14 protein-coding genes are annotated in these 19,534 nt (G+C 73.9%); 7 read left to right on the forward strand and 7 right to left on the reverse strand.

What is annotated here, in order from left to right; all coding sequences use genetic code 11:
• Positions 1-189: 189 nt before the first annotated feature.
• From cofD to AC0VX6_RS22815, 4 genes are all read left to right on the forward strand, one after another.
• Positions 190-1,179, forward strand: a complete 990-nt coding sequence (gene cofD, locus AC0VX6_RS22800; RefSeq protein ID WP_274974588.1) for a 2-phospho-L-lactate transferase — start codon at positions 190-192, stop codon at positions 1,177-1,179.
• The gene (locus AC0VX6_RS22805; protein WP_475465993.1) at positions 1,176-2,471 is read left to right on the forward strand and encodes a coenzyme F420-0:L-glutamate ligase; all 1,296 of its coding nucleotides are present in this window, start codon (positions 1,176-1,178) and stop codon (positions 2,469-2,471) included. The genes cofD and AC0VX6_RS22805 overlap by 4 nt, the downstream gene beginning before the upstream one ends.
• 139 nt (positions 2,472-2,610) lie before the next feature.
• A complete protein-coding gene (locus AC0VX6_RS22810; RefSeq protein ID WP_274974590.1) occupies positions 2,611-4,194 on the forward strand; it encodes a Na+/H+ antiporter in 1,584 nt (527 codons plus the stop codon).
• Between the two features lie 366 nt (positions 4,195-4,560).
• Positions 4,561-5,823, forward strand: a complete 1,263-nt coding sequence (locus AC0VX6_RS22815; protein WP_274974591.1) for a glycosyl hydrolase family 18 protein — start codon at positions 4,561-4,563, stop codon at positions 5,821-5,823.
• A 149-nt stretch (positions 5,824-5,972) separates the two neighbouring features.
• On the opposite strand, the gene AC0VX6_RS22820 is transcribed toward AC0VX6_RS22815, so the two are convergent.
• Positions 5,973-8,600 (reverse strand): bifunctional FO biosynthesis protein CofGH, encoded by a 2,628-nt coding sequence (locus tag AC0VX6_RS22820; protein ID WP_475465995.1) that lies wholly within the window; start codon positions 8,598-8,600, stop codon positions 5,973-5,975.
• 239 nt (positions 8,601-8,839) lie between these two features.
• On the opposite strand from AC0VX6_RS22820, the gene AC0VX6_RS22825 reads away from it, so the two are divergent.
• Positions 8,840-9,796, forward strand: a complete 957-nt coding sequence (locus tag AC0VX6_RS22825) for a lysylphosphatidylglycerol synthase domain-containing protein (protein WP_274974592.1) — start codon at positions 8,840-8,842, stop codon at positions 9,794-9,796.
• 83 nt (positions 9,797-9,879) lie between these two features.
• Here AC0VX6_RS22825 and AC0VX6_RS22830 read toward each other — a convergent pair whose 3' ends face one another.
• The 3 genes from AC0VX6_RS22830 to AC0VX6_RS22840 are packed head-to-tail and all read right to left on the reverse strand — an operon-like array spanning position 9,880 to position 14,034.
• A complete protein-coding gene (locus AC0VX6_RS22830) occupies positions 9,880-10,998 on the reverse strand; it encodes a glycosyltransferase family 4 protein (protein ID WP_475465997.1) in 1,119 nt (372 codons plus the stop codon).
• The gene (locus AC0VX6_RS22835) at positions 10,995-11,930 is read right to left on the reverse strand and encodes a glycosyltransferase family 2 protein (protein ID WP_274974594.1); all 936 of its coding nucleotides are present in this window, start codon (positions 11,928-11,930) and stop codon (positions 10,995-10,997) included. Before AC0VX6_RS22835 ends, AC0VX6_RS22830 begins: the two co-directional genes overlap by 4 nt.
• Before the next feature lie 52 nt (positions 11,931-11,982).
• Positions 11,983-14,034 (reverse strand): hypothetical protein, encoded by a 2,052-nt coding sequence (locus tag AC0VX6_RS22840; protein ID WP_475465998.1) that lies wholly within the window; start codon positions 14,032-14,034, stop codon positions 11,983-11,985.
• Positions 14,035-14,130: 96 nt separating this feature from the next.
• Between AC0VX6_RS22840 and AC0VX6_RS22845 the strand changes: the two genes are divergently transcribed.
• Complete coding sequence (locus tag AC0VX6_RS22845) at positions 14,131-14,955, forward strand: TIGR03089 family protein (RefSeq protein ID WP_475465999.1); 825 nt, start codon at positions 14,131-14,133, stop codon at positions 14,953-14,955.
• 155 nt (positions 14,956-15,110) lie between these two features.
• Here the strand turns inward: AC0VX6_RS22845 and AC0VX6_RS22850 are convergent, their stop codons facing one another.
• Together AC0VX6_RS22850 and AC0VX6_RS22855 are read right to left on the reverse strand one after the other, a co-directional pair.
• Positions 15,111-16,319 (reverse strand): amidohydrolase, encoded by a 1,209-nt coding sequence (locus tag AC0VX6_RS22850; protein ID WP_475466001.1) that lies wholly within the window; start codon positions 16,317-16,319, stop codon positions 15,111-15,113.
• Positions 16,320-16,385: 66 nt separating this feature from the next.
• The gene (locus AC0VX6_RS22855) at positions 16,386-17,198 is read right to left on the reverse strand and encodes a helix-turn-helix domain-containing protein (RefSeq protein ID WP_274974598.1); all 813 of its coding nucleotides are present in this window, start codon (positions 17,196-17,198) and stop codon (positions 16,386-16,388) included.
• A gap of 292 nt (positions 17,199-17,490) precedes the next feature.
• Between AC0VX6_RS22855 and AC0VX6_RS22860 the strand changes: the two genes are divergently transcribed.
• The gene (locus AC0VX6_RS22860) at positions 17,491-18,177 is read left to right on the forward strand and encodes a peptidylprolyl isomerase (RefSeq protein WP_274974599.1); all 687 of its coding nucleotides are present in this window, start codon (positions 17,491-17,493) and stop codon (positions 18,175-18,177) included.
• 30 nt (positions 18,178-18,207) lie between these two features.
• On the opposite strand, the gene AC0VX6_RS22865 is transcribed toward AC0VX6_RS22860, so the two are convergent.
• Complete coding sequence (locus AC0VX6_RS22865) at positions 18,208-19,383, reverse strand: cysteine desulfurase family protein (RefSeq protein ID WP_475466002.1); 1,176 nt, start codon at positions 19,381-19,383, stop codon at positions 18,208-18,210.
• Between the last annotated feature and the right edge of the window lie 151 nt (positions 19,384-19,534).

The following is a 19,534-nucleotide window of genomic DNA, read 5'->3' on the forward strand; positions in this document are numbered from 1 at the left end:
TCGGGCTGTCACGTGTGGATCGGCCGCGTCCGGGCATGGATGAGGGGACACCGGGCGGGGCCGAGGAATGGGATGGCGACCGCAGCCACGGAGTTCACGGACCTCCGATACCGGAACGGTCACGCACGGATCGTGCCCACGGCGGGGCAGACGACCCATACACGCCCCCAGACTGCCAGACTTGGACGCATGCGGATAGTCGTACCGGCTGGCGGTATCGGCGGCGCGCGGTTCCTCCGCGGCCTCAGGGCGGCGCTCGGAACCGTGGCGTCGGCCACCGAAGAGCACACCACAGACAGCAGCGTCACCGTCATCGGCAACACCGGTGACGACATCACCCTGTTCGGGCTGAGAATCTGTCCGGACCTGGACACGGTGATGTACACCCTCGGCGGGGGGATCAACGAGGAGCAGGGCTGGGGCCGGACCGACGAGTCCTTCACCGTCAAGGAGGAGCTCGCCGCCTACGGGATGAAGCCCACCTGGTTCGGCTTGGGCGACCGCGACACCGCCACGCACATCGTGCGGACGCAGATGCTCGCCGCCGGGTTCCCCCTCTCGGCGGTCACCGAGGCGCTGTGCGACCGCTGGCGGCCGGGCGTGCGGCTGCTGCCGATGACCGACGACCAGGTCGAGACGCACGTGGTCGTCGACGACGGCGAGGGGCGCCGGGCCATCCACTTCCAGGAGTGGTGGATCCGGCACCGCGCGGCGCTGCCCGCCGAACAGATCGTCAGCGTCGGCGCCGAGACGGCCAAGCCCGCGCCCGGTGTGCTGGAGGCGATCGCCGAGGCCGACGCCGTGATCCTGCCCCCGTCCAACCCGGTGGTCAGCGTGGGCTCCGTCCTGGGCGTCCCGGGGATCCGCGAGGCCATGGCGGCCAAGACCGTGGTGGGCGTCTCCCCCATCATCGGCGGCGCGCCGGTGCGCGGCATGGCCGACGCCTGCCTGGCCGCGATCGGGGTGGAGACCAGCGCGGGCGCGGTCGCCGCGCACCTGGGCGCCGACCTGCTGGACGGCTGGCTGGTGGACGAGGCCGACGCGGGCACCGAGGTGGAGGGGATCGAGGTCCGCTCGCGTCCCCTGTACATGAGCGACCCCGCCGCCACCGAGGCGCTCGCGCGTGCGGCCGTGGACCTGGCCGTGGAGCTGGCGCAGAAGCGGGGAGGCGGCCAGTGAGCACCGAACTGAGCGTGCGCGGGCTCGGCGGCATCCCCGAGGTGCGGTCGGGCGACGACCTGTCGGCCCTGGTAGCCGGGGCGGTGGCCGCCTCCGGGACCGCGCTGGCCGACGGGGACATCCTCGTGGTCACCTCCAAGGTCGTGAGCAAGGCCGAGGGCCGCGCCCGCCGCATGGACCGGGAGGAGGCCGTCGCCTCCGAGACCGTCCGGGTGGTGGCCCGTACGGGCAGGACCGGGATCATGCAGACCCGGCAGGGGCTGGTCATGGCCGCCGCGGGGGTGGACGCCTCCAACGTCGAGCCCGGCACCGTGCTGCTGCTGCCCGAGGACTCCGACGCCTCCGCCCGCGCGCTGCGCGCCGGGCTGCGCGAGCGCCTGGGCGTGAACGTCGGCGTGATCGTGTCCGACACCTTCGGGCGGCCGTGGCGGGTCGGGCAGACCGACGTGGCCATCGGCGCCGCAGGGCTGTCGGTCGTACAGGACCTGCGCGGTACCGCCGACACCCACGGCAACCTCATGGAGGCGACCGTCAACGCGGTGGCCGACGAGATCGCCGGGGCGGGCGAGCTGGTCAAGGGCAAGACGAACCGGGTCCCGGTCGCGGTGGTCAGCGGCCTGGGCGGCCTGGTCACCGAGGAGGACGGGCCGGGGGCGGCGGCACTGGTCCGCTCGCCCGACGCCGACCTGTTCCGGTACGGGTCGCGGGACGTGGTCCGCGCCCGGCGGACGGTGCGCTCGTTCACCGACGCGCCGGTGGACCCGGCACTGGTGCGGCGTGCGGTGGCCGCGGCGGTGACGGCCCCCGCGCCGCACCACACCACGCCGTGGCGCTTCGTGCTGGTGGAGTCGGCGCACACGCGCAAGCGGCTGCTGGACGCGATGCTCGCGGCGTGGGTGGCGGACCTGCGCGGCGACGGGTTCAGCGAGGAGCAGATCGCCCGGCGCACGCGGCGCGGCGACGTGCTGCGCGGCGCGCCGTACCTGGTGGTGCCCTTCCTGGTGGCCGACGGGGCCCACCCCTACCCGGACGCGCGCCGGGCCGGTGCCGAGCGGTCGATGTTCCTGGTGGCGATGGGCGCCGGGGTGCAGAACCTGCTGGTGGGGCTGGCCGTGGAGGGGCTGGGTTCGGCCTGGGTCTCCTCGACCATGTTCTGCGCGGACGTGGTGCGCGAGATGCTGGAGGTACCCGAGGAGTGGCAGCCGATGGGCGCGGTGGCCGTGGGGTACGCGGCCGAGGCGCCCGGGGAGAGGGCGCCGCGCGACCCGGAGGACTTCGTCTCCGTGCGCTGACCCGCTGACCCGCTGACCCGCTGACGCGCTGACGCGGTGGTCGCCGGGGGCCCGTCTCCCGGCGACCGGCGCGTCAGGGCGACCGGCGGGCCCGGCAGCGCCATGCTGGTGCGTGCGGGGGTCGGCGGGGAGGTGCGGGGTGTCCGTCGAGGGGTACGTGGTCGCCACGCTGGTGATCGTGGTCGCGGTGATCTGCGGCCGACTGGTCGCGGGGCGGCTGCGGGTGCCGGGGGCGGTCGTGCTGGTGCTGCTGGGCATGGCCCTGGGGCTGGTGCCCTGGCTGCACTCGCTGTCGATCTCCCCCCAGGTCATCCTGCTGGTGTTCCTGCCCCCGCTGATCTACAACGCCGCCTTCTTCTCCTCGCCCAAGGACATGCGCGAGCTGGCGCGCCCCATCGTGGTGATGGCGGTGGGGGTGACGCTGCTGACGGCGTTCGGACTGGCGGGGATCGTCCATCTGCTGATGCCGTCGGTGGGGTGGCCCGCGGCGATCGCCCTGGGCGCCGCCGTCGCGCCGACCGACGCGGTGGCGGCGTCGGCGATCCTCAAGCGGGTGGGCACCCCGCGCAGGGTGCTGACCCTCCTGGAGGGCGAGTCCCTCATCAACGACGGGGTCGCGCTGACCCTGTTCAGCCTGGCCGTGACCGCCATGGCGCACCCGCTCACGCCCCAGGAGGGCCTGGTCGAGCTGGTGAAGGTCGTGGCGGGCGGCCTGGTCTGCGGCGCCGCGGTGGCCCTGGCGGTGTCGTGGTCGCGGACCCGCATGCGGGATCCGTCCCTCCAGCTGATGGTCGTGCTGGTCACGCCGTTCGCGGCCTACATCCCGGCGGAGATGGCGGGGTTCTCCGGGGTGCTGGCGGCGGTGGTGGCCGGGTTCTACCTGGGCACGCGCGGCGAGGGGCTGCTGCCGCCGCGGGTGCGGGTGAACGGGCAGACGATCTGGGGCGCCCTCGTGGGGCTGCTGGAGTCGATGCTGTTCGTGGTGCTGGGGTTGCAGCTGGACTCGGTGGTCACGGCGGTGCGGGACCAGTTCGCCTTCCTGGACCTGGTGTGGGTGGCGCTGGCGACGACGGCCACGGCGGTCGCCCTGCGCATGGGGCTGATGCTGGTGGTGATCCCGCTGCACCGGATCCCGCCGTTCTCCAAGCTGGAGGGCGCCGACCTGCGGGAGCGGCTGGTCATCGGGTGGAGCGGGATGCGCGGGGCGGTGTCGCTGGCGATCGCCCTGTCCCTGCCCGCGACGCTGGGCGGTGAGCCGTTCACCGAGCGGGGCGCGCTGGTGTTCGTGGCGGGGGTCGTGGTGCTCGGGACGCTGGTGGGGCAGGGGATGACGCTGCCGCTGCTGCTGCGCAAGCTGGGCATGGCGCGTGAGGGCGCGCGGCGGATGGAGTTCCTGCGGGCGGACGAGCAGATGAGCTGCGCGGCGCTGAGCAAGGTGGACGAGCTGCTGCGGGAGGGCGAGGTGGACGACCGCACCGCCGACTCGCTGCGCGCGGTGTACACGCGGCGCGTCTCGCAGGTGCGGGGGCTGATGGACGTCGAGGACGGGCGGGCGCGTGAACGGGTGGACAGCGGCAGGGCCGTGCACGCGCAGATCACGCAGGCGCGCAGGGACGCTCTGATGTCGATGTACCGGGACGGCGACATCGACCACGCCGTGTTCCAGGAGATGAGCCGGGACCTGGACATCCGGGACACGGGGGCGGGTCCGTACGGCTCGTGAGTCGCGGGGCTGCCGGACCCTCGGGGCCCGGAACGGCCGGGGCCGGGTCCGCCTTCTCCGTGGGGGCCGGGGCCTGCCGGGACCGTTCCGCACGCCGTGTGTGAATGTGTGGGAACCGGAGCCAGCGGGACGCGAGCGTCCGCGCGGGCGCGCACGGAACGTGACGAGAGGTGCGCGCGGCGGTCGTCCCTCCTGGTGCTGGAGGGGCTCCTGAGACCTGGGAAAGGCACTGAGGCCACCAAAAAACTACAAACTTTCCTTACCGTTTTCGTTGACGCGGCCGCGTGACAACTTTAAAGTTTCCTAACAATTAGCGGCTCACAGAGCCCCTTCGTCTCCCCCGCTCGACGACAGGAGCAACCCCCGATGCCCGAACACCGCCTCAGGAAAGCCCCCCGAGCCGCGAAGGCCGCGCTGACCGGCGCCCTCGCCCTCCTGACCGCCGGACTCCTCGCCGGTTTCAGCCAGCTCTCCCCCGCTCCCGCCGAGGTCGAGACCGTGTCCGACAGCGACTCCGCCCAGGTCCAGCAGACCGGCCAGTGGCTCACCGGGTACTGGCACAACTTCGACAACGGCTCCACCGTGATGCCGCTGTCGGAGGTCCCCTCCGAGTACAACCTGGTGGCCGTCGCCTTCGCCGACAACCACCCCGCCCTCGACGGCGGGGTCACGTTCAACCTGGCCAGCCAGGAGCTGAACGGCTACACCGACCAGCAGTTCCGCGACGACATCGCGGCCGTCCAGGCCCAGGGCCGCAAGGTCGTCATCTCCGTGGGCGGCGAGCTCGGCCACGTGAGCGTCACCAACGCCACCCAGGCGGACAACTTCGCCGACACCGTGTACCAGCTGATGCAGGACTACGGCTTCGACGGGGTCGACATCGACCTGGAGCACGGCATCAACGCGCAGTACATGTCCCAGGCCCTGCGCGACCTTAGCGGCCGGGCAGGAGCGGACCTGATCATCACGATGGCGCCGCAGACCATCGACTTCCAGAGCCCCGACCGGGAGTACTACAAGCTCGCCTCGAACATCTCCGACATCCTCACCATCGTCAACATGCAGTACTACAACTCCGGCTCGATGCTGGGGTGTGACGACCAGGTGTACCACCAGGGCACCCCGGACTTCGTCGCCGCGCTGGCCTGCATCCAGCTGGAGATGGGGCTGAGCCCGGACCAGGTGGGCCTCGGGCTGCCCGCCGTGCAGTCCGCCGCCGGAGGCGGGTACATGGCGCCCAGCCAGATCGTGCGCGCCCTGGACTGCCTGGAGGCCGGGACCAACTGCGGATCCTTCTCCCCCGCCACCCCGTACGGCCCCATCGGCGGTGTGATGACCTGGTCCGTCAACTGGGACGCCACCAGCGGTTACGCCTTCGCCGAGACCATCTCGGCGCGCCTGGCCACCGGCCCCGGCGACGGCGGCGGGCCCACCGAGGAGCCGACCGAGCAGCCCACCGAGCAGCCCGGCGACTGCACCGCCGCCGCCTGGACGGCCGACAGCGTCTACACCGGCGGCGACGTGGTCTCCCACGGGGGCTCGGAGTACCGCGCCCAGTGGTGGACCCGCGGCGAGGAGCCGGGCACCACCGGCGAGTGGGGCGTCTGGAGGCTCGTCGGCACCTGCTGATCCGAGGCCGCGTGGGAGGGCCCCGCCCCCTCCGCCGCGCGCGGCTCCCCGGCGGCCCGTCACACACTCCCCACGGCTGACGGGCCGCCGCCCCCCTGGAGGAGGGGGCGGAGCGCCGTCCCCCGGCGCTTCGCCCCCTCCTTCGGCGTCTAGACCAGCGGCAGCGAGGGACGCCGGACGCTGGGGGCCACGCCGTCGCTGGCCTCGGCCGCGCGCTGGCGCTCCCCCGGCACCGGACCGTAGGTCGTGGTGCGCTGGCGGACGGGGCGGCCGGTCGGCTCGACCAGGGCGCGGATGTCGCTGATGGTCTTGAACGACCCCTGCCCCGAACCGGCCATCCGGCTGATGGTCTCCTCCATCAGGGTGCCGCCGACGTCGTTCACCCCGCCCGAGAGCAGCTGGCGGCAGGTGTCCTCGGCGAGCTTGACCCACGAGCACTGGATGTTGTCGATGTGCCCGTGCAGCAGCAGGCGGGCCAGGGCGTGCACGGCGCGGTTCTCCCGGACGGTCGGCCCGGTGCGGGCCAGCCCGGCCAGGTAGATGGGCGCGTTGGTGTGCACGAACGGCAGCAGGACGAACTCGGTGAACCCCCGGCGGCCGTTGCGCTCCACCGACCGTTCCTGGAGGGAGCGCAGCAGCTTGATGTGCGCCACCCAGTGCCTGGGCGAGTCCACGTGCCCGTACATCATCGTGGACGTGGTGGGGATGCCCAGGTCGTGGGCGGACGTGATGACGTCGATCCACTCGGCCGCGGGCAGCTTGCCCTTGGTGAGGATCCAGCGGACCTCGTCGTCGAGGATCTCGGCGGCGGTGCCCGGCACGGAGCCGAGCCCGGCCTCGCGGGCGCGCAGCAGCCACTCGCGGACCGGCAGGTTCGTGCGCGCCGCCCCGTTGACCACCTCCATCGGGCTGAACGCGTGGACGTGCATGTCCGGGACGCGCTCGCGCACGGCGGCGGCGATGTCGAAGTAGGCGGTGCCCGGCAGGTCCGGGTGGATGCCGCCCTGCATGCACACCTCGGTCGCTCCGGCCTTCCAGGCCTCCTCGGCGCGGTCGGCCACCTGCTCCAGGGAGAGCGTGTAGGCGTCGGCGTCGGTGCGGCGCTGGGCGAACGCGCAGAAGCGGCAGCCGGTGTAGCAGACGTTGGTGAAGTTGATGTTCCTGGTCACGACGTAGGTGACGTCGTCGCCGACCGCGTCGCGGCGCACCCGGTCGGCCAGGTCGGTCAGCGCCTCCAGTTCGGCCCCGTCGGCGTGCAGCAGGGCGAGCGCCTCGTCGTCGGACAGCCCCGCCGGATCGGACTCGGCGCTGCGCAGGGCCGCCGCGACGTCGGGGTCGAACCTGCGCGGCACGGCCCCCTCGCGGTCCACGCCCGAGCGCAGCTCGTCCCAGTCCCCGTAGACGGCGTCGAAGTCGCCGCGGCGGTCGTCCGTGCGCCCCTGCGTGTCGATCCCCGTGTGCAGGTCGGTGCGGCCGGAGGAGACCAGCACCGCCTCGGGCTCCTGCCAGGGGCGGCCCACCACGGGCGCGTCCTCGCGGGCCAGGCCGGTCCCGGGGTCGGCGAGGGCGGCCACGTGCCCGGCCACGCGCGGGTCCAGCCAGGGCTCCCCGGCCAGGACGTACTCGGGGTAGACGGTGAGCCGCTCGCGCAGGGCGAAGCCGTGGGCGGCGGTGCGCGCGGCCAGGTCGTCGATCTGCGGCCAGGGCCGCTCCGGGTTGACGTGGTCGGGGGTGAGCGGGGAGACGCCGCCCCAGTCGTCGATGCCCGCGCGCAGCATCAGACCGTACTCGTCCACGCCCCCGTGCTCGGCGCCGATGAGGTTGGGCGGCGCCTGAACGTGCGCCCTGGGCCCCATGACCAGGCGGGTGACGGCGATGGCGGCGGCCATCTCCTCGCGTTCGGCGTCGGGCCGGTGCATCATCGCGGTCGCGGGCTTGGCCCGGAAGTTCTGCACGATGACCTCCTGGACGCCGCCGTAGCGCCGGGAGGCGCCGCGCATCGCGAAGATCGACTCGGCGCGCTCGGCGGTGTTCTCACCGATGCCCAGGAGGATGCCGGTGGTGAAGGGGACGCTGGAGCGCCCGGCGTCCTCCAGCACGCGCAGCCGAACCGCCGGGTCCTTGTCCGGGCTGCCGTAGTGGGCCCGGCCCTTCTCGGTGAACAGCCGGGTGGAGGTGGTCTCCAGCATCATCCCCATGGACGGGGCGACGGGCTTGAGGCGCTGGAGGTCGGCCCAGGTGAGCACGCCCGGGTTCAGGTGCGGAAGCAGGCCGGTCTCCTCCAGCACCATGATGGCCATGGCCCGCACGTAGGACAGGGTGTCGTCGTAGCCGTGGGCGTTGAGCCACTCGGCGGCCTGCTTCCAGCGGTCCTCGGGCCGGTCGCCGAGGGTGAACAGGGCCTCCTTGCAGCCCATCTCGGCGCCCCGCCGGGCGATGTCCAGGACCTCGTCGGGCGACAGGAACGGGGCGTCGAGGCGGCCCGGCACCGTGGCGAACGTGCAGTAGTGGCAGCGGTCGCGGCACAGGCGGGTCAGGGGGACGAACACCTTGCGGCTGTAGGTGACGACCCCGGGGCGGCCCGCGGCCTCCAGCCCGGCGTCGCGCACCCTTCCGGCGTGTTCGAGGAGGACGTCCAGGTCCTCGCCCCTGGCGTGCAGGAGCACCTCTGCCTCGGTGACGTCGAGGGTCTTGCCGTCCCGGGCGCGGGCCAGGGCCCTGCGCATGGCGGACGGGGTCGGAAAGGGGACGGGGGCCGGGTCGTTCGCACCACTCATAGGGCGCAACCCTACGCCCCGCTCCTTTCGCGCGTGCGGACGCACCACCGGTGCCGCCGCATGTGTGCGGTGCGTCACCGACGCGTTCCTCCGCTGGTTGGAGGTTCGGGAGGGGCCTCGGTGACGTGGTGGGTCCTGTGGAGCAGTTGTGCACGCTGTGACCCGATGGTCCGGGGCGTCCGCGGGGGTCGGCGGGTGCGCGGGCGGCGTAGGGTCGGCACGTACGGGAGGGAGGCCACGTGCTGAGTCGGCTGCGCAGTAGCCCGTGGGTGCGGTTGGCGCTGTTGCTGGTGGTGTGCGTGTGCGTGGGGCTGGCACTGCGCGCGAACTGGGAACAGGCCCGGGACGCCGCGGCGGCGCTGCCCCTGTGGGTGCTGCCCGCGGCGGTGCTGACGGGCATGGCGGGGCTCACCGCGCAGATGCTCGCCTGGCGCGCGCTGCTGGCCGGGATGGGCTCCCCCCTGCCCCGCCGCACGGCGGCCCGCGTCATGTTCGTGGGACAGCTCGGCAAGTACCTGCCGGGTTCGGTGTGGGCCTTCGTCGCCCAGGTAGAGCTGGCCCGGGACTGGAACGTGCCGCGCACGCGCGGTGCGGCGGCGACCCTGCTCGCGGTGGGTGTGACGGTCGCGGCCGGGCTGGCGGTCGCGGCGGTGGCCCTGCCGCTGTCGTCGGCGGAGGCGGCCCGCCGCTGGTGGTGGGCGCTGGCGCTGGCACCCGTGCTGCTCGCCGCGCTGCACCCGCGCGTGGTCGGCTGGGGGATCCGGCTGGCGGCCCGCCCCTTCTCCCGGTTCCGCGAGGTCGCCGAGGCCGGGCCCCTGGACGTGCGCGGACGGTCCATGGCCGCGGCCGTGGGGTGGACCCTGGTGGCCTGGGTGCCCCTGGGCCTGCACGTGTGGCTGCTGACCTGGGCGGTGGGCGGCGAGGCGCTGCGGTCGCTAGGACCGGCGGTGGGCGCCTACGCGCTGGCGTGGACGCTGGGGCTGCTGGTGGTGTTCGCCCCGGCGGGCCTGGGGGTGCGCGAGGCGGTGCTGGTGGTGGCGCTGGCGCCGGTGGTGGACGCCGGGGCCGCGCTGGTGGTGGCGGTGCTGTCGCGGCTGGTGATGACCGTGGCGGACGTGGCCTGGGCGGGGCTGTCGGTGCTGCTGTCCCGGCGGGCCGTGCCGGGGCCGGAGGCCGTGCCCGGACCGCGTCCCTGAGGAGGGCCCCGCCCCGCCACCCGCGCCGGAAGCCCGCCAACCGGGTCCTGAGGCCGCCCCGTGTCCTCCCCCGCGTGGCGGCCTTACGCCTCCAGCAGCCGTTCGGTGTAGGCCCGCCAGTACGGCTCGGCCTCCACCGGGCGGACCCCGGCGCGCAGCCGCTCGGGCTCCCCCGGCGCGTAGAACTCCCCCAGCGCGCGGGCCAGGTCGGCGGCGTCGCCCGGCGCGCACAGCAGGCCGTCGACCCCCTCGCGCACGTGGTCGGGGAGGGTTCCGGCGCGGGTGGCCACCACCGGGATCCCGTGCTCGTGCGCCAGCCACACGTTCTGGGTGGCGGTGGCGGTGCGGTAGGGCAGCACCACCGCGTCGGCCGAGGCGAACAGCTCCGGCAGCTCACCGGCGGGGACGTACCCGTCCCGCAGCCGCACCCGGTCGGCGATCCCCAGCCCGGCGGCCAGTTCCTCCAGCTCCGCCGTACCGCCCCAGAACTCCCCGGCCACGGTGAGCGCCACGTCCTCGGGCGCACCGTCGGCCAGGGCGCGCAGCAGCAGGTCCACCCCCTTGTAGGGGCGGACGATGCCCAGGAACAGCAGGTGCCGCCGCTCCCCCGGCGCCGGGGCCGCACCGGCGCCGGTCTCGGGCAGGTGCGGGGGCATCTGGGCGACCACGGGCCGCCGCGCCCCGGGTCCCCTGAGCCCCTCGGCCAGGCGCGCCTGCTCGGGCGAGTGGGCGACCACGCCGTCCACCCGCCGCAGGAGCGTCCGCACGAGGGACACGTCCACGGCGCGGCGCTCGTGGGGCAGCACGTTGTGGCACAGCGCCACCACCCGCGCGCCCCCGGAACGCCGTACGGAGCGCACCCCGGCGAGGACGCCGAGGTAGGCGGGCACCTGCACCGGGGAGAACAGGGTGAGCACCACCAGGTCGGCCTCGCGGGCCAGGCGCCGCCCGGTCCGCCACCAGCCGTCCGGCCGGTACCAGGCCAGCTCGTGGCGGGTGCCGGGGTGGGGTTCGCCCTCGGGGTCCTCGATGGTCTGCCGACCGGGGTAGAGGGCGGCCGGGTACTGCGCCCGCCAGGACTCCACGGCCGTGGGGTGGCCCAGCGCGCTCAGCCGGTGCGCCAGCTCGGTGGTGTGCCGGGCGCCGCCGCCCTTGTAGGGGTGGGCGGGCCCGACCAGGGCCACCCGCGCCGCCGGGTTCACGCGCTGTCCCTGGAGCGCACGATGAGGTCGGCCAGCAGGGCGATCGCCGCGATGATCAGCCCCGTCATGAGGATCATGACGGTGTTGTTGGGGATGTAGAGCGGGTTGCGCACCTGGTCGAAGACGAACTTGGCGGCGCCGACCCCCAGCAGCACCAGGGCGGGCGGCATGAGCACCTTGAGCGGGTTGAAGTACATCACCATGCGCAGCACCTGGAGGATGTAGCGGTAGGCGTCGCCCACGAAGTGGAACTTGGACTTGCCGGCGCGCTTGGCGTACTCGATCGGCACGTACCTGACCGGGTGCTGGTTGGACAGGAAGGCCAGCGTGATGGTGGTGACGCAGGAGAACCCGGGCGGCAGCAGGCGCAGGTAGGGGCGGGCGACCTCGCGGCGGAACACGCGCAGCCCCGAGTTGAGGTCGGGGATGCGGGTGTTGGTGAGGCGCTCGGCGATCTTGCGGATGACCCACTTGGCGGGCACCCTGAGGGCCTTGTGGCTGCCCATCTCCTGGGTGCGCGCGCCCACGACCTGGTCGGTCTCGGGGTCCTCCTCCAGCATGCGGACCAGCTCGGGGATGCGCTCGTTGGGGTAGCTCATGTCGGCGTCGGTCCACGCGACGAACTCGCCGCGGGCCCGCTGGCTGCCGATCCGGCGGACGGTGCCCGCCCCGCCGTTGTGCCCGAACGCGATGACGCGCATGTGCGGGTACACGGGCTCCACGTCGCGCAACCGGGCAAGGGTGGCGTCGGTGGAGGCGTCGTCCACGGCCAGCAGCTCGTAGGAGTACCCGGAGGCGTCCATGGCGCCGCAGATCCGTTTGACCTCGTCGACGACGTGGTCCTCCTCGTTGTAGCAGGGGAGCACGATGGTGACGCGGACCGGCTGGTCCTCGCCGTGCTGCCTGGGTGCGTCGTCGCTTCTGTGGCTCATGGGTTCTTCTTCGGCGGGATGGGGTGGGTTCGGGAGGGGCCGGGCCGGGCGCTCATCCCCCGTCGGGGAACACGGACACCCACACGTTTCCCCTGAAGGCCCAGGAACCGGTCGGCGGTTCCATGAGGGTACTCGGGTCCATCCGGGCGTTCACGTGGAAGGGCCGCTCGGGCTCGGCCTCGCCGCCCGTGAGGTCCTCCAGGACCTGCCAGTCGGAGGCGGCGAGCACGGCGTCGCGGTCGCGCTTGTGGATCTCGGAGACCACGCGGTCCACGTCGCCGGGGGTCGGCTCGTCCATGGACGCGGTGGGGACCCCGCAGACGTTGCGCAGCAGCGGCATGTAGTTCCCGGCCATGTCGGAGTCGACCACGACCACCGAGGCGTCCTCCGACAGCGCCGCGCAGAGCCGGTGCGTGGCGGCGACGCTGCCGACGTCCTGTCTGTACCCCATGATCCCGGCGGCCGCCGTGGCCGCGGTGGGCAGGAGCAGCGCCACCGAGGCGCTGGCGGCGACCACGACGGGGAGGGCGCGGGCCGCCGGAGTGCTCCGGCCGGAGTGGGCGGCGACGGCGCAGTAGCGGGTGAGCCAGGCCAGGAACCAGACGGCGAACAGGATGAACGCCGGGATGACCAGGGCGATCAGCCGCCTGCTGGCCCAGGGGTGGTCGGGGGTGATGGCGGGGCGCAGCAGGGTGGTGCCGACCGTCCACACCAGCAGCATGGCGGGCAGCAGCCACTGGAGGTCGCGGCGCTGGAAGAGGCGGCGCAGCACGTGGGCGACGCCGAGCGAGGCGAACAGGACCGTGGCCAGGCCCACGTACCAGCCCACCCAGTACAGGCTCATGTCGTAGTAGGTGCGGCTGCCCTCCACGGGCAGGCCCTCGCGCTGCTGGACGTAGGCGACCCAGCCGTCGGTGAAGTCGCTGCCGTGCCCGTAGTCCGGCCACAGCAGGGGGCGGACGGCGAACAGCGCCATGGCCAGCAGGGCGAGCGCGGCCACCGCGTCGGGCAGCCGGCGCACGCGTTCCACCCGCGGAACGCCGTGGCGCCACAGGGCGGCGGTGGCCGCGACGGTGACGGCGATGACGACGGCGCTGATGAGGAGCAGGGGGTTGAGGGAGTCGGAGAGGTACTCCAGGTAGGGCAGGGACAGCCCGTACCCGGCGTACAGGCCCAGCCCCGCGCCCGCGGCCAGCCCGCCCAGCAGCGGCAGGGCCTGACCCCGGCGGGCGAGCAGCAGCAGACCGACGAACCCGACCACGGGCAGCAGGTCGCGGATCGCGTCGATGCGCACCACCAGCCCCAGACCGAACGCCAGTCCCGCCACGGCGGCCAGCGTGTGCGCGGACGACCACCGGTCGGTGATCCGGGTCCGCCGCGCGAGCGCGTCGTAGGCCAGGACCAGGCCGCCCAGCAGCAGGATCTGGGTGACCGGCTCGCTGTAGGTGAAGCGGCTGACCCACTGCTGGGGCAGGCACACGGCCAGGACCAGGGCGGCCAGGGGCGCCCACCGGATCCCGACCAGGCGCGCGGTGAGCCCGGCGAAGGTGAGCACGCCCAGCGCGCCCAGGACCGGCGTCGTGACGAGCATCCCGTCGAGCCCGCCCAGCCAGTAGCCGATGGAGGTCACCAGGGGCGCACCGGCCATGAACTGCGGCCAGATGACGTCGCCGCGCTGGTAGTGGGCCAGGCTCTGGTAGCTGAGCGAGGGGTCGTCGCCCGCGATGAGCTCGCGCTGCTGCGGGATGGGCAGGAACCCGTTCTCGGCGATCCACGCCGTGTACATGGCGTAGGAGGCCGGGTCGCGGCGGATGACCAGGGCCTCGGCGTGGTAGGCGATCTGCACGGCGGCGAAGGCGACCGTGATCAGCACGACGAGGACGACCGGCCACCAGGGCGCGTCCTCCTGGTCGGGCGGGTCGGGGATGAGCCGGGGCACCAGGAGGCAGGCCGCGAGCACGGCGGGCGTTCCGAGGACGGCTGCCGTCAGCGGGGTGAGGGAGCCCAGGGCCAGGAGGGGGAAGGCCACCAGGAGCCAGGCCGAGACGGCGATCGCGGGGAGCGCGGTGGCACGGGCGAGGAACCGTCCGGGGAGCAAGCGCATGGGGCAACTCTGACAGCTCCCCGGCACCAACGCACACCCGTGGCGGCCCGCGCGGGGGCCCGCGCGGAGCCCCCGCGACGCCCTAGAGTGGCGGTCATGTCCGAAACTCCCGCGCAGCTGTGGCGCGCCCTGGTCTCCGACGACCCGTCCCGACCGTTCGTGACCTCCTACGACGCCTCGGGCGGCCGGGTGGAGCTGTCGCGCGCCACCTTCGACAACTGGGTTTCCAAGACCGCGAACATGCTGGTGGACGGCCTGGGGGCCCAACCGGACGACCGGGTGGTGCTCGCCCTGCCGGTGCACTGGCAGTCGCTGGTGTGGCTGGTCTCGTGCTGGTCGGTGGGGGCCGTGGCGGAGTTCGCGCGGCCCGGCGCGGACCTGCCCGAGGGCGCCCAGGTCGCCGTGGCCGACGCCGACCGTCTGGAGGCCGCCCTGGACAGCGGCGCCGAGGAGGTGGTGGGCACGTCCCTGCACCCGCTGGGGCTGCCGCTGGCCGAGGTGCCGCCCATGGTGCTCGACTACTCGGTGGAGGTGCGCGGGCACGGCGACCACTTCTCGCCCTACCCCGTGGACCCGGGGGCGCCCGCGCTGCGCGGTTCCGGCGTCCGGACCGGCGCGGAGCTGACCGCCGGGGCCCGCGACCGGGCGCGCCGGTGGGAGCTGGACGCCGAGGACCGGGTCGCGCTGTTCGCCGAACCCGACGCCCCGCTGACCCTGCTAGGGGAGGGCGCGGAGCTGCTGCTGGCCCCGGTCGCGGCGGGGGCGCCGCTCGTCCTGACGCCGCTGGCCTCATCGGGCCCGGACGAGGTGCTGCGCAGGACCGGCATGGAGAAGGTCACCGTGGCGGTCCGCGGGGCGGAGGGGGCCGGTGGCGCCGCGCTGCCGGACGGGGCGCCCTTCCGGACGGTGGGGCTCTCCTAGGGAGAGTGCCCCGGGGGCTCCCGGCCCGCTCCCCTCTCCGTGACGCCGCCATGTCGGCTGCGGGCCGACACGCCCGGTCAGCCCGCAGCCCGACCGCCGTCCGGCGGCGGCGGAGCGTCCGGGAACCCCGTGGACCGGGGACCCGGATCCGCCGTTCAGCCCTCCCGGTAGTAGGCGTCGAGCACGGTGCGCTCGCGCGTGGCCTCGTCGTAGGTGTAGACCTCGCGGCCCTCGACGAACACGCGCAGGGCGCGGCTCATCACGTCCAGCGGGTCGCCCGACCACACGACCACGTCGGCGTCCAGGCCCGGCTTGAGGGAGCCGACCCGGTCGGAGATGCCCATGATCTCGGCGGGGTTGACCGTGAGGGCGCGGATCGCCGAGCGCGGGTCCATGCCCTCCTTGACGCACAGGGTGGCCTGGTGGACCAGGAACTCGATCGGGACGACCGGGTGGTCGGTGGTCAGGGCGACCTTGACGCCCGCCCGGTCGAGGATGCCGGGGTTGGCCAAAGTCTTGTTGTTGACCTCCACCTTGGAGCGGCTGGTCATGAGCGGTCCGGTGATGACGGGGATGCCGCGCTCGGCGATCTCGTCGGCCAGCAGGTGGCCCTCGGTGCAGTGGTTGATGATCAGCCGGTAGCCGAACTCGTCGGACAGGCGCATCGCGGTGTGGATGTCGTCGGCGCGGTGCGTGTGCTGGCACCACGGGAGTTCGCCGTCCAGGACCCGGACCAGCACCTCCAGGGTGGTGTCCCGCTCGAACGGGGTGCCCTCCGAGGCCGCGTGCTCGCGCCTGGCCCGGTAGTCCTGGGCCCTGGTGAAGGCGTCGCGGATGACGGCGGCCACGCCCTGGCGTGTGGAGGGCAGCTTGTCCTTGTTGCCGTAGACCCGCTTGGGGTTCTCGCCCAGGGCGCTCTTGACGCTGGCCGGGTGCCGGATCAGGCGGTCCTCCATGCTGCGGCCCCAGCACTTGATCGCCACGGTCTGGCCGCCGATGGGGTTGCCCGAACCGGGCTTGACGACCGAGCTGGTGACGCCTCCGGACAGGGCGTCGGCGAAGCCGCGGTCGGCGGGGTTGATGGCGTCCAGCGCGCGCATGCGGGCGCCGTTGGGGTCGGTCATCTCGTTGGTGTCGTCACCGGCCCAGCCGATGCCCTCCTCGTCGATGCCGATGTGGCCGTGGGCCTCCACGAAGCCGGGGAGTACCCACTTGCCGGAGGCGTCGATGACGGTGGCCCCCTCGGGGACCGTGACGTCGGCGCCGACGGCGGCGATCCGGCCGTCGGAGATGAGGACGGTGCCCCCGTCGATGGGGTCTCCGTCGACGGGGACGACGTATCCGGATGTGATCGCGATATCCATGGCGGGCAACCTAGCCCATCACGGGGCGTATCCCCAAGCCCCGCGCGGGCTCGGGCCGGCGGCCCCCTACCCCGCCGGCCAGCGGGCGGTGAGCAGCGCCGACCCCGGCGTGAGTTCCTCGGTCGCGGCCTCGATGGCGTCGCGCACCGTGGTGCAGCGGCCCACCTGCTCGGGTTCGGCGGTCAGGTCCCCGCCCTGGGCCGCGAACGCGTAGACCATGCTGGGGCGGTCGGCGAACTCCATCAGGCGGAAGGCGCCGCCCAGGCCGGGGTGGTTCGGGGTCTGCTCGGGGATGACTCCCATGGCGACGATGCCCGCCTCGATCAGGTCGGCGAGGAAGTCGCGCTGGGCGTTGAGGACGGCGGCCCCGCCCTGCGGGCGCTGGAGGGCCGACTCGTTGAGGACCACCCTCAGCACGGGCCCCTCCGTGCCGGTCATCGAGGCCCGGTGGGCCATCTCCTCCTCCACCATCTCCTCGACCTCGTCCGGGGACAGGTCCGGGTGGCGCGGGCGAAGCACGGCGCGCGAGTACTCGCGGGTGCGCAGGAACGCCGGGACCGCCATGGGCTGGTACTCCCACAGGTGGGTGGCGTGGACGCCCAGCTCGCGCTGGTCGCCGAACTCGTTGGGGAAGGCCTCGGCCTGGAGGGTGATCGCCCAGGCGTCCACGAGCTGGTGTTCGGCGCCCAGGGCGGTGTCCACCCGTTCGACCAGCGAGCGGGCCGGCCTGCAGTGCGCGCTCTCCACCTCGCGGAGCTTGTCGTCGGTCACCCCCACCGTCGCGGCGAGTTCGGCGCGTGAGAGCCCCCTGTCGGAGCGCGCGCGCAGTACCCTCGCGGCGAAGGGGAGCCACATCGCGGACGGCAGTGCGGTGTTCAATCCACTTCCCTCCCTCCAGCGCCGGGCGGAGCCTCGCCCCCGGCACACCGCCGGCGCCCCGCCCCGTCCTCTTCCGACCTTCTCCCGTGCCGGGGTCGCCGGTCAAGCGACCGGACGGGTACGGCGATCCGTGACAAGTCATCGGGGCGTCGCGGCGGGGCGGCCGGAGCGGCCGCGGGGGCGGACCGTGGTCGCGCCATGACGGAAAGCCAACCCGCTGACGAGGGCACTTCCCCCGGCCGAGTAGCCTTTGTGCCGCCCAGCCGCGATCCTCATTCCCGGAAGTGAACCGATGAAGCTTCTGCCCCTCCCGGCGACAGCCCTCCTGGCCTGCACCGCCCTTCTCGCCGCCTCCGCCTGCGCCAACGGCGCCGCGGCCCCGTCCGACCAGGGCGGATCGGAGGGCGGCGGCACCCCGGAGGAGACCGCCTCCGAGCAGACCGGCAGCCCCGCCGAGGTGGACGTCACCGGAGTCGAGGGCGCCACCCTGCACACCAGCGAGGGCGACATCGAACTGGAGCTCTTCCCCGAGGAGGCGCCCGTCACGGTGGCCAACTTCGTGGGCCTGGCCGAGGGCGAGGGCGTGCCCAACCCGGCGACGGGCGAGGCCGCGTTCTACGACGGCACCGTGTTCCACCGGGTGATCGACGACTTCATGATCCAGGGCGGCGACCCGCAGGGCACCGGCCAGGGCGGCCCGGGCTACACCTTCGAGGACGAGTTCGACTCCGGCCGCGAGTTCTCCGAGCCGGGCGTGCTGGCCATGGCCAACCGCGGCCCGGACACCAACGGCTCGCAGTTCTTCATCACCGTCGCGCCCACCCCGCACCTGAACGGCATGCACACGATCTTCGGGCACGTCGCGGACGAGGCGTCCATGGAGGTGGTGAACGGCATCGCCAACGCCGAGACCGACATGAACGACCGTCCCGCCCAGGACGTGACCATCGAGTCCGTCACCGTGCACCGCGCGGAGTAGACGGCCCGTGTCCGGGGCCGCCGCGCCCTCCTAGCGGCGTCTGGCGCGGGCGGCCCTGGCCCGCTCCACGGCCGGACCGATGGCACGCCCCAGCGCCGCCACGTCCTCCCGGGTGGAGGTGCGGCCCAGCGACAGGCGCAGGCTGCTGAGCGCGGTCCCGGCGTCGGCGCCCATCTCCAGCAGCACGTGGCTGGGCTGGGCCACCCCCGCCGAGCAGGCCGAGCCGGTCGAGCAGGAGATGCCCTTGGCGTCCAGGAGCATGAGCAGCGCGTCCCCCTCGCAGCCGGGGAAGGAGATGTGCGAGATCCCCGGCAGCCTGCGCGCGGGGTCGCCGTTGACGACCGCGTCGGGGACCGCGTCGCGGACCCGCTCCTCCAGCTCGTCGCGCAGGTCCGACAGGTGCTTGGCGTGCTCCTCGCGTTCGGCGACCGCCAGGTGGACGGCCGTGGCCAGCCCGCGCAGCAGCGGCGGGGACAGGGTGCCCGAGCGGATGTCGCGCTCCTGGCCGCCGCCGTGCAGGACCGGCACCGGGGCCAGGCCGCGCGCGACCAGCAGCGCGCCCGCGCCCACCGGGCCGCCGAGCTTGTGGCCGCTGACCGTCAGCGCGCTCACCCCGCTCCCGGCGAAGTCGACCGGTTCCACGCCCACGGCCTGGACGGCGTCGGTGTGGAAGGGGATGCCGTACTCGGCGGCGACGGCGGCCAGCTCCCGGACCGGCTGCACCGTGCCCACCTCGTTGTTGGCCCACATGACCGACACGAGCGCGACAGCCCCGGGGCCGGAGCCGCCCTCGATCGTCTCCCGCAGGACCCCGGGGTCCACCCGGCCCAGCGCGTCCACGGGGACCTTCTCGTGCACGGCCCCCTGGTGCTCGGCCATCCAGTGCGCGGGGTCGAGGGCGGCGTGGTGCTCGACGGCACTGGTGAGAATCCTGGGCCTGCGGGCGTCCGGCGTGTTGCGCGCCCAGTACAGGCCCTTGACGGCGATGTTGTCCGACTCGGTGCCGCCCCCGGTGAAGACCACCTCGTGCGGGGTCGAGCCGAGCGCCCCGGCCAGGCGCTCGCGCGCCTCCTCCACCGTGCGGCGCGCGGCGCGCCCGTGGCCGTGCAGGGACGACGGGTTCCCGAGGGCGCCGAGCTCGGCCGCGACCTCGGCGGCGACCTCGGGGCGCACGTCGGTCGTGGCAGCGTGATCCAGATACACCATGGCCTGACAAGGATACGTCCGTCCCGGGTCGTCCTGCCTCTCCGGGCCCGTGGCCGCACGCGGCGCCCGTCCGACCGCCGGAGCGGCCCGCGTACGCGCGGGTCGGCCGGGTCGGCCGCCGCTGCCCTCCGACGCGTCTCCAACGCGTCGT

Source organism: Nocardiopsis sp. iso_25, from assembly GCF_056173305.1.

Excerpts from the sequence above, each read along its gene's own strand:
- AC0VX6_RS22845 (WP_475465999.1), top strand. The coding sequence starts at position 14,131 with ATGTCCGAAACTCCCGCGCAGCTGTGGCGCGCCCTGGTCTCCGACGAC.
- cofD (WP_274974588.1), top strand. The coding sequence starts at position 190 with ATGCGGATAGTCGTACCGGCTGGCGGTATCGGCGGCGCGCGGTTCCTC.
- AC0VX6_RS22850 (WP_475466001.1), bottom strand. The coding sequence starts at position 16,319 with ATGGATATCGCGATCACATCCGGATACGTCGTCCCCGTCGACGGAGAC.
- AC0VX6_RS22840 (WP_475465998.1), bottom strand. The coding sequence starts at position 14,034 with ATGCGCTTGCTCCCCGGACGGTTCCTCGCCCGTGCCACCGCGCTCCCC.
- AC0VX6_RS22865 (WP_475466002.1), bottom strand. The coding sequence starts at position 19,383 with ATGGTGTATCTGGATCACGCTGCCACGACCGACGTGCGCCCCGAGGTC.
- AC0VX6_RS22815 (WP_274974591.1), top strand. The coding sequence starts at position 4,561 with ATGCCCGAACACCGCCTCAGGAAAGCCCCCCGAGCCGCGAAGGCCGCG.
- AC0VX6_RS22835 (WP_274974594.1), bottom strand. The coding sequence starts at position 11,930 with ATGAGCCACAGAAGCGACGACGCACCCAGGCAGCACGGCGAGGACCAG.
- AC0VX6_RS22820 (WP_475465995.1), bottom strand. The coding sequence starts at position 8,600 with ATGAGTGGTGCGAACGACCCGGCCCCCGTCCCCTTTCCGACCCCGTCC.
- AC0VX6_RS22860 (WP_274974599.1), top strand. The coding sequence starts at position 17,491 with ATGAAGCTTCTGCCCCTCCCGGCGACAGCCCTCCTGGCCTGCACCGCC.